This window comes from Streptomyces sp. NPDC006879 (assembly GCF_042869595.1).
Taxonomy (GTDB): domain Bacteria; phylum Actinomycetota; class Actinomycetes; order Streptomycetales; family Streptomycetaceae; genus Streptomyces.
Genome location: NZ_JBIAGC010000025.1, coordinates 79,538 through 88,844, shown reverse-complemented (window position 1 = coordinate 88,844; position 9,307 = coordinate 79,538). Strand labels below are relative to the sequence as shown.

The following is a 9,307-nucleotide window of genomic DNA, read 5'->3' as shown; positions in this document are numbered from 1 at the left end:
ATCTTCGAGGCGTGGGCTTCGCCCAACGCGCCGCCGAAGATGCGGAAGTCGTGGGCGTAGACGAAGACCGTACGGCCCTCGACCAGACCCCAGCCGGTGATCACACCATCGGTGTAGGGCTTCTTGGCCTCCAGGCCGAAACCGGTGGCCCGGTGCCGACGCAGTTGCTCGACCTCCCGGAAGGTGCCGGGGTCCAGCAGCAGCTCGATCCGCTCCCGAGCGGTCAGCTTGCCCTTCGCATGCTGGGCCTCGGTCGCACGCTCGCTCGGCCCACGCTTGGCCTGCTCACGCAGAGCGTGCAGCTCTGCCACCCGGCCACGGGCGTCGGTCGGCGCGTCCGGAGTCTCATCCACAGCGGTCATGCACTGACCTTACGAAGCCGACCAAGGAAAACCTGACGTTGGTTCCGTACAGGTTCCGAGCTCATCCGCTGTTCGCCCTGGACAGTGCCGGGCCACTTTACGGGAAACCCGCCAGTAGGTCACCGGCGCGCCTTGTTCGGTTCCTCTAAACGACAGGGAGCCGACCACACCCTCACAAGAGGTTGAAGTTTGAACGGAATGCGACTACCTTCAATCTCGTTGAATGTTGAACCAACCTCAAGGGAGTCATCATGGCCCTGTTCAACCGCCGCGAGAAGGAATCCCGTACCGGAGGCGTCGCCACCCTCCAGGTGGATCCCGCCCTGGCCTCGCTGACCGGCGACTACCGCATCGACCCCGCGCACAGCAGCATCGGATTCACCGTGCGCCACGCGATGGTCACCAACGTCCGCGGATCCTTCGCCGAACACGAGGGCGCACTGCACCTCGACGGCACCGACCCCGCACGCTCCACCGCCGAGATCCAGGTCCAGATCGCCTCGGTCGACACCGGCATCGCCGACCGGGACGGCCACCTGCGCAGCGCCGACTTCTTCGACGCCGAGAACCACCCGGTGATGCGCTTCCGCTCCACCTCAGCCGAGCAGCTCGGCGGCGACCGGTACCGGATGACCGGGGAACTGACCGTCAAGGACGTGACCCGCCCACTGGCGATCGACCTTGAGTTCAACGGATCAGCCACCGACCCGTTCGGCAACGAACGAGTTGGCTTCGAGGGCAGCGCCGAGATCCTGCGTTCCGACTGGGGACTCACCTGGAACGCGGCCCTGGAGACCGGAGGCGTTGTCGTGAGCGACAAGGTCAAGCTGACCTTCGACATCTCCGCGATCAAGTCCGCTTCCTGACGGGCGCGGACGGATGGAGCCGGACCGGGCCCGCACGGGGCCCGGAGGCCGGATCCAGCGCCTCCTGGGCCGGCGCGCTAGAAGCCGCCGCCGAAGTCCCCGCCGCCGAACCCGCCGCCGTCGAAGCCCGAACTGTCGAAGTCGGCGCCCGAGTAGTCGCCGCCCTCGAAGCCGCCGTAGTCGGCCGCATAGGCGGAGGTCGACATCATCGAGCCGAGCATGGTGCCCATCAAGAGACCCGGCAGGACGCCGCCGCCGAAGTAGCCGCCCGCCCAAGGGCCGTACGCCGGGCCGGCTTCGTAGTACGGGCGCGGCCCGCGGTCGGTCTGCACCATCCGGGCCATCGGCTCCGCACCCTCGCGCAGACGGACCGCGTCCGCCGCGCACACCGGAACCAACCTGGTCACACCGGCTGCCGGCGCCCAGTTGGCGTCCTCGGTACTCGGGCCGTGCCGCGGGTCGAAGAAGCACGGCAGCCGACGCTCGGGCAGAGCGCTCCCCTCCCTGCGTGCCGCGAGGCTGGCAAGAGCGAAACGGCCGTCCTCCAACGCCTGCGTCGCCCCCCTCACCTCATCGGGGTGCCGCACGGAACCCATGACCGCCTTCGCGCGGTCGTAGGCGTCCAGGGAGCGTTCGAAGTCACCGCGCATCGCATCGTCCGCGCCCGTTTCACCCGGGTGGAAGTCCAGCCGATCCATCTCCTCGCCGAATGCGGTGATGTCCTCGTCCACGACCACCCGTAGCTTCTCGACAGCCTCGCGCTCGCGCTGTGCCCTGACCCTGCGGGTGCGCAAGGTCAGCGTGTACGCACCAGCGACACCCAGGGCCAGGACCGCACCGAGCACCACCAAGGTGGCGACCCCGTTACTCGTCGCCGAACTCCCGCCCCAGGAAGCCGGCGCCGAACCCTTCACCTGCGGGAGGGCCTGATCGACGAAGTTGTTCAGCTCGGTGACCGCATCGGGGTCACCGATCTTGACGGCGTCGGTCAGGTTGCGCACCGCCTGCTGGGACATCACCGAGGGGTCGGCGCCCGCGTTGAAACCGTCACCCAGTCGGATTCCATAGAGGCCGGCGATCCCGGTCTCGGTGCGCACGGTGGGGAGGATGCTCTGCGCCGGGTAGTCCGCGGTCGCCGGCAGAACGGCGACGAACACCGGCTTGTTCGCACTCTTGATCTTCTGCGCCAAAGCCTCGGCTTCCGCGGGCGGGAGCTGCGCCTCGACTTGCGGATCTACGTAGACCGGACCCGCCTTGAGAGCCTCAGCCACGGCAGTGGGGCCGGTGGCGGCCTGAGCGCCCGGCGCCGCCCACAGGGCGGCGCCGAAAAGCGCGAGCAGCAGACCGGACAAGAAGGAAATCAGCCTGGTCCTCATATCGTGACGCTACCCGAAATGCCGCAAAAGGGTGTTAAGCCTGCATAAATAAAGAGGTCCACTCGTTCTGGACCAGCACCCGACCCACGGTAGGCGCGCCCTTCCCAGCTGGTGGGGGCTACTCCGCAGGCTCGACACCCGCGTGCCGCAGACCGTAGGTGTAAGCATCCTCAAGCGCCTGCCAGGAAGCGGCGATCACGTTGTCCGCCACCCCGACGGTGGACCAGTCGTTCCGGCCGTCACTGGTGGAGATCAGGACCCGGGTCGTGGACTCGGTGCCGTGCTTCCCCTCCAGGATCCGGACCTTGTAGTCCACCAGCTCGAACTTGGCCAGCTGCGGGTAGAAGCGCTCCAGCCCCACCCGCAGGGCCCGGTCCAGGGCGTTCACCGGGCCGTTTCCCTCCGCGGTGGCGACGATCCGCTCCCCCTTGACCCAGAGCTTCACCGTGGCCTCGTTCGCATGGGTACCGTCCGGACGGTCCTCGACGATCGCCCGCCAGGACTCGGTACGGAAGTACCGCCGGGCCTGCCCCTCGACCTCCTCCCGCAGCAGCAGTTCGAAGGAGGCGTCCGCGGCCTCGTAGGTGTAGCCCCTGAGCTCGCGCTCCTTGACCCGCTCCACCACCCGGGAGACCAGGGCGCGGTCTCCCCCGAGGTCGACCCCGAGCTCCTTGCCCTTCAGTTCGATGGACGCCCGGCCAGCCATGTCGGACACCAGCATCCGCATGGTGTTGCCGACCCGCTCGGGGTCGATGTGCTGGTAGAGGTCCGGGTCGACCTTGATCGCCGAGGCGTGCAGGCCGGCTTTGTGGGCGAAGGCCGAGACCCCTACGTACGGCTGGTGCGTGGAGGGAGTCAGGTTGACCACCTCGGCGATGGCGTGCGAGATCCTCGTCATCTCGGCGAGCGCGCCCACGGGCAGCACCTGGCGCCCGTACTTGATCTCCAGCGCGGCGACGACCGGAAAGAGGTTGGCGTTACCGACCCGCTCACCGTACCCGTTGGCGGTGCACTGCACATGGGTGGCGCCGGCGTCCACCGCCGCCAGGGTGTTGGCCACGGCGCAACCCGTGTCATCTTGGGCGTGGATCCCCAACCGGGCCCCGGTGTCGGCGAGGACGGTGCCCACCACGGCCTGCACCTGGGCCGGCAGCATGCCACCGTTGGTGTCGCAGAGGATCACCACCTCGGCGCCGGCCTCGTGGGCGGTGCGCACCACGGCCTTGGCGTAGGTGGCATTGGCCCGGTAGCCGTCGAAGAAGTGCTCGCAGTCGACGAACACGCGGCGCCCCTGCGCCCGCAGGTAGGAAACGGTGTCCCGAACCATGGCGAGGTTCTCGTCCAAGGTGGTGCGCAGGGCAAGTTCAACGTGCCGGTCGTGCGATTTCGCCACCAGGGTGATCACAGGTGCGCCGGACTCCAGCAGCGCCCGGACCTGGTGGTCCTCGGCCGCGGAGCCTCCGGCCCGGCGGGTGGCACCGAAGGCGACGAGTTGGGCGTGCCGGAAGTCGATCTCGGCGCGGGCCCGGGCGAAGAACTCGGTGTCCCGGGGGTTCGCCCCCGGCCAGCCCCCTTCGATGAAGCCGACCCCGAAGTCGTCCAGGTGACGCGCGATCGTCAGCTTGTCCGCGACGGTGAGGTTGATTCCCTCGCGCTGGGCGCCATCGCGCAGCGTGGTGTCGAAGACATGGAAGGCGTCGTCGATGACCTCTGTCGTCATGCTGATCTGACTCCTGTCGGATGAGTGGCTTCCGGATGCCCGGGTTCCACTTGCCCCCATCATCGCGCGCCTTCGGCCCCCGGCAGGAATGGGGCCGGGAAACGAAAAAACCCCTCGCGGGTGCGAGAGGTCTGCGCGCGGGTCTGAGGCACGATGTCCGCTGCCGTGGGGGTCTTCCACGGTTCAGCGGTCACTGCGGACCGGCGCGCTGCTTCCCATAATCATGGTGAATGCAAGCACGCTGGGCAGTGTGCCACACCGTCCATGACGGGCGGAGGTCGTCTCACCATTCGGTACCGAGCTGCCCGTTTTTGGTCAGAGTGAGGCCGGCCGGTTCTCCCCGGCCTCCGCCGGGGCCAGCCGTTCCTCAAGGAACTCCCTGGCGTGGTCCAAGATGTCCTGCCGGCTCAGACCCGGCAGGCCCACGGCCATCTGGATCGAAAAGCCGTCCAGCATCGCCCGGGCGCGGGTCGCGAAGCGGTCGGCGTCAACGGATCGGAACTCACCGCGGGAGATGCCTTCGGCGAGGAGCGCCACCAGATCCCGGTGCCAGGCCCCTTCGATGGTGGCCTGCCGGTCCCGTTCTTGCGGGCCGGCATCCTGCGAGCGGTTCCAGACCTCCAGCCACAACGTCCAGTGGGGGTCCCGGGGCCCTTCGGGCACGTAGAGATCGACATAGGCGGCCAACCGCCGGCTGACCGGAGCCCGCTGGGAGAGCAGCGCCCGGCGCTCCACCCCGAGCTGCGCCTCGCTCCACTCCAGGGTCTGGAGGAGGAGTTCGTCCTTGCTCCCGAAGTAGTAGAGGAGGTGGCCACTGCTCATGCCGACCTCCCGCCCCAGACCGGCCATGGTCAACCCGTCGAGGCCGCGCTCGGCGATGGTGGCCATGGCGGCGGCGAGCACCTCTTCGCGCGGCGGCGCGTTCCTGCGCGAGCGCGCCCCAGGCGCCATGTGCCCCTCCTCCTGAAAAGCCCGAGGCCCACGGCCGCGCCGGATGCGTGACGGGCGTCGGCAAAGACCCACCCCACCTGGCCTCGGCCTGCCGTCCCTCGATCATATGCCCACTGGTGAGGGCCCGTGGAAGACGCCGTCGGCGCCACTCAGCCGTGCGACGGGCACCACGGGGACCGCTCCGGGCGTGCGGAGGGGCATCGCTGTCACTGCCCGCCCCTACGATGACCCCCGTCCTCGCTGGCTGCGAGTACTGCCCCACCGATCCGCCCGTCGGACCCCGTCCGGGGACAGCGCCCGACGGGCGGACGTGCAGCGCTGCTGCCCTTCAGGGGCCGGGATCACCCACCACGCAGGCCCGGTTCCTCACCGACCCGAGCCGGCCGGAAGTCGCGGCCCTGGCTATCCACACGAAGCCGAAGGGTCCGGCAGTCCCGAAGGCGGGGCCTGCGGTGTCAGGGCCACACTTTCGGCTGCTGCTGGGTGATGCAGTGGATGCCTCCCCCGCCGGCGAAGATCGTGCGGGCGTCGACGAGGGTGACGGTACGTTCCGGGAAGAGGTTGCGGAAGATCTCTGCCGCCTCCGCGTCCCGGGGATCGTCGAAGGAGCAGAGCACCACGCCGTCGTTGCACAGGTAGTGGTTGATGTACGAGTAGTCCACCCACTCACCGTCCTCCTCCAGCACGGTAGGGGCGGGGATCTCCACCACCTCCAGTCGACGGCCCCGGGCGTCGGTGGCAGCGCGCAGGAGGGCGGCGATGGTCCTGCAACGCTCGTGGTCGGGGTGGGCCGGATCGGGTTGGGCGTGGACCATGACCTGGCCGGGGCGGGCGAAGGCGGCGACGATGTCCACGTGCCCCTGAGTGCCGTAGGTGCCGTAGTCCCCGGCGAGTCCGTAGGGCAGCCAGATGGCCTTCGCGGTGCCCAGGTGGGCGTGGACCTCCGCCTCCACCTGCTCTCGGGTCCAGCCGGGGTTGCGGCCCTCGCCGAGCTGCACGGTGTCGGTGAGGAGGACGGTGCCCTCGCCGTCCACGTGCAGCGCGCCGCCCTCGTTGACGAGTCGGGTGCTGTAGGTGCGGGAGCCGGCGAGGTCGGAGACGTGCCGGGCAATCTTGGAGTCGTTCTCCCAGCGGGCCCACTCCTGGCCGCCCCAGCCGTTGAAGGTCCAGTCGACTGCGGCCAGAGTGCCCCGGCCGTCGGTGAGGAAGGTGGGGCCGATGTCGCGCATCCAGGCGTCGTCGAGTTCCCGCTCGACGATGTCGACCTCGGCGCCCACCAGGGCCCTGGCTCCCTCGGCGTCACCGGGTGCGACCACCAGGGTGACCGGTTCGTGGCGGCGGACGGCCCGGGCCACCGCGCCCCAGGCCCGGCGGGCTTCGGCGAGCTCCCGCTCGTCGGTGAAGGTCGGGTTCGGGCGGGGCCAGGCCATCCAGGTGCGCTCGTGGGGAGCCCACTCGGGAGGCATGGTGAAACCGTCGGTGGCGGGGGTGGTCGGGGACATGCGGGTCGTCCTCACAGGAAGTACAGGCGGTTGAGGGTGATCGAGTCGGCGGCTTCGGAACGCAGCGGTGCACCGTCCAGGGTGACGAGCCCTGTTCGGGCGTCCACGTCCACCGCTCCGGTCCGGGAGTTGAGCAGCAGGTCCCGGGGGCCGATGCCGCGGGTTCCGCGGACGGCCACGCGCCGTCGACGGGTGGGCATCCGGTCGCCGTCGAGGGCCGCTGCGGCCTCGGAGACGAAGGCGACGGAGAGGTCCGCGGCGGTTGCCCCGTGGGCCCCGAACTGTGGTCCGAGGACGAGGGGTTCGCAGGTGTCGGTGGCGGCGTTGGGGTCTCCGGCGACTCCGTAGGCGGGGAAACCGGATTTGAGGACCAGTTGGGGCTTGGCTCCGAAGAAGGCGGGTCGCCACAGCACGATGTCGGCGAGCTTGCCCACTTCGATGGAGCCGATCTCGTGGGCCAGGCCGTGCGCGAGGGCGGGGTTGATGGTCAGTTTGGCGAGGTAGCGCAGCACTCGGGCGTTGTCGTCGCCCTCGCCGTCGCCCTCGAGGGGGCCGAGTTCGGCCTTCATCTTGGCGGCCATGGCGAAGGTCCGACGGACGGTTTCGCCGGCGCGGCCCATGCCCTGGGCGTCGGAGGAGGTGATGCCGATCGCGCCGACGTCGTGCAGGACGTCCTCGGCGCCCATGGTGCCGGCTCGGATGCGGTCCCGGGCCATGGCCGCGTCGCCCGGGAGGTCGGGCTTGAGGTCGTGGACGGAGACGATCATCCCGTAGTGCTCGGCGACCGCGTCCCGCCCGAAGGGGAGCGTGGGGTTGGTGGAGGAGCCGATGACGTTGGGCACCCCCGCCATCTTCAGCACGTTGGGGACATGGCCGCCGCCGCAGCCTTCGATGTGGAAGGCGTGGATGGTGCGGCCGTCCAAGACCCGCAGGGTGTCCTCGACCGACAGGCACTCATTGAGGCCGTCGCTGTGCAGGGCGACCTGTACGTCGTGCTCCTCGGCGACGCGCAGCGCGGTGTCGAGCGCCCGGGTGTGCGCGCCCATGTCCTCGTGGACCTTGAAACCGCAGGCTCCGCCCTCGGCCAGGGCCTCGACCAGTGGTGCCGCGTCGGAGGAGGACCCTCGGGCGAGGAAGCCGATGTTGACGGGCCAGGCGTCGAAGGAGTTGAAGGCGTGCCGCAGGGCCCAGGGCGAGTTGACTCCCACGCCCCAGACGGGTCCGAACTCCTGGCCGATGACGGTGGTGACGCCGGCCGCGAGCGAGGCCTCCATGATCCGCGGGGAGAGCAAGTGGACGTGGGTGTCCACCGCTCCCGCGGTGGCGATCAGACCCTCGCCGGAGACGATCGAGGTGCCGGTGCCGACCACCACGTCGACGCCGTCGAGGGTGTCCGGGTTCCCGGCCCGGCCGATCGCGTGGATGCGGCCCTCACGGATGCCGATCGACGCCTTGCGGATTCCGGCGACGGCGTCGATGACGAGCACGTTGCTGATCACGACGTCGCAGGTGTCGCGGATCGCGGCGGCCCGAAGGTGCAGTCCGTCGCGGGCGGTCTTGCCGAAGCCTGCGAGGAACTCGTCCCCGGGCTTTTGGGAGTCGTGTTCCACTCGAACGGTCAGGCCGCTGTCGCCGAGTCTGACCCGGTCGCCGGCGCGCGGGCCGTGGACGGCCGCGTATTCGTGCGGGTCGATGTGGCGGCTGCCCGGTGCGCAGTGGTCGCCGTGTTTGGTGGGACGGCTCATCGGGTGCCTCCTTCGCGGGCGTGGCCGGGGGGCGTCAAAGGGGTGGGGGCGGTGACCGGTACGCCGAGGTACCCGCAGGCGGCGGCCTTGCGAAGGGCTTCCTCCCGGGCGCCGGGCGCGTCGAGCGGGCCGTCCACGAGGCCGGCGAAACCGATGGCGACGCGGTCTCCACCGATCGGGACCAGGCCGACCTCGGCTTCGCCTCCGGGGTCGAAGCGCACGGAGGAGCCGGCGGGGACGCTCAGCCGCGTGCCGTAGGCGGCGGCCCGGTCGAAGTGCAGGCGGGGGTTGGCTTCGAAGAAGTGAAAGTGGGAGGTGACGCTGACGGGCACGGTGGCCGTGTTGCGCACGGTCAGGCGCAGTTCCGGCTCGGGGTCGGGGAGTTGGGGGCCCGGGAGCACGGCGCCGGGCGCGTCCTCGCCGAGCGGCTCCGCTGCGCGGATGGGCGCGCAGACCACGGCGAGTCGGGAGCCGTCCTCGAAGACCGCCTCGACGTGTACTTCGGTGACCACGTCCGCGACGCCCGGCAGGACCTCGTCGGCGCCCAGCACGCTGCGCGCGGCCTCGATCGCTTCGGCGAGAAGGCGGCCGTCTCGGGCCGCCTCACACACGGTGTCGGCGATCAGCGCGGTCGCTTCGGGGACGTTCAGCTTCAGGCCACGGGCTCGGCGCGCCCGCGCCAGTTCTGCCGCGGTGAACAGCAGTAGCCGGTCGCGCTCAGTTGGGGTCAGCCGCACGGCTCTCCACCTCCAAGATTTAGAGCATCACTCTAACCTTTGGCGTTT

General features: G+C 69.9%; 8 protein-coding genes. 1 reads left to right on the top strand and 7 read right to left on the bottom strand.

The window, feature by feature from the left end; genetic code table 11:
* Positions 1-362: carboxyl transferase domain-containing protein (locus tag ACFYMC_RS19455; protein WP_388526555.1), on the bottom strand; the 362-nt coding region annotated here is incomplete at its 3' end.
* Positions 363-613: 251 nt separating this feature from the next.
* Here ACFYMC_RS19455 and ACFYMC_RS19450 point away from each other — a divergent pair.
* Positions 614-1,228: a YceI family protein gene (locus ACFYMC_RS19450; RefSeq protein WP_388526553.1), complete on the top strand. Its 615-nt coding sequence runs from the start codon at positions 614-616 to the stop codon at positions 1,226-1,228.
* Between the two features lie 77 nt (positions 1,229-1,305).
* Here the strand turns inward: ACFYMC_RS19450 and ACFYMC_RS19445 are convergent, their stop codons facing one another.
* The 6 genes from ACFYMC_RS19445 to ureA all read right to left on the bottom strand — a co-directional run bounded on the left by ACFYMC_RS19445 (position 1,306) and on the right by ureA (position 9,259).
* On the bottom strand, positions 1,306-2,604 hold the full coding sequence (locus ACFYMC_RS19445) for a hypothetical protein (RefSeq protein WP_388526550.1): 1,299 nt from the start codon (positions 2,602-2,604) through the stop codon (positions 1,306-1,308).
* 118 nt (positions 2,605-2,722) lie between these two features.
* Positions 2,723-4,324 (bottom strand): citramalate synthase, encoded by a 1,602-nt coding sequence (cimA, locus tag ACFYMC_RS19440; protein ID WP_388526547.1) that lies wholly within the window; start codon positions 4,322-4,324, stop codon positions 2,723-2,725.
* Positions 4,325-4,639: 315 nt separating this feature from the next.
* Complete coding sequence (locus ACFYMC_RS19435; protein ID WP_388526544.1) at positions 4,640-5,275, bottom strand: TetR/AcrR family transcriptional regulator; 636 nt, start codon at positions 5,273-5,275, stop codon at positions 4,640-4,642.
* Between the two features lie 455 nt (positions 5,276-5,730).
* The gene (locus ACFYMC_RS19430) at positions 5,731-6,777 is read right to left on the bottom strand and encodes an agmatine/peptidylarginine deiminase (protein ID WP_388526542.1); all 1,047 of its coding nucleotides are present in this window, start codon (positions 6,775-6,777) and stop codon (positions 5,731-5,733) included.
* Positions 6,778-6,788: 11 nt separating this feature from the next.
* The gene (locus ACFYMC_RS19425) at positions 6,789-8,522 is read right to left on the bottom strand and encodes an urease subunit alpha (RefSeq protein ID WP_388526539.1); all 1,734 of its coding nucleotides are present in this window, start codon (positions 8,520-8,522) and stop codon (positions 6,789-6,791) included.
* A complete protein-coding gene (gene ureA / locus ACFYMC_RS19420) occupies positions 8,519-9,259 on the bottom strand; it encodes an urease subunit gamma (RefSeq protein WP_388526536.1) in 741 nt (246 codons plus the stop codon). The genes ACFYMC_RS19425 and ureA overlap by 4 nt, the downstream gene beginning before the upstream one ends.
* Between the last annotated feature and the right edge of the window lie 48 nt (positions 9,260-9,307).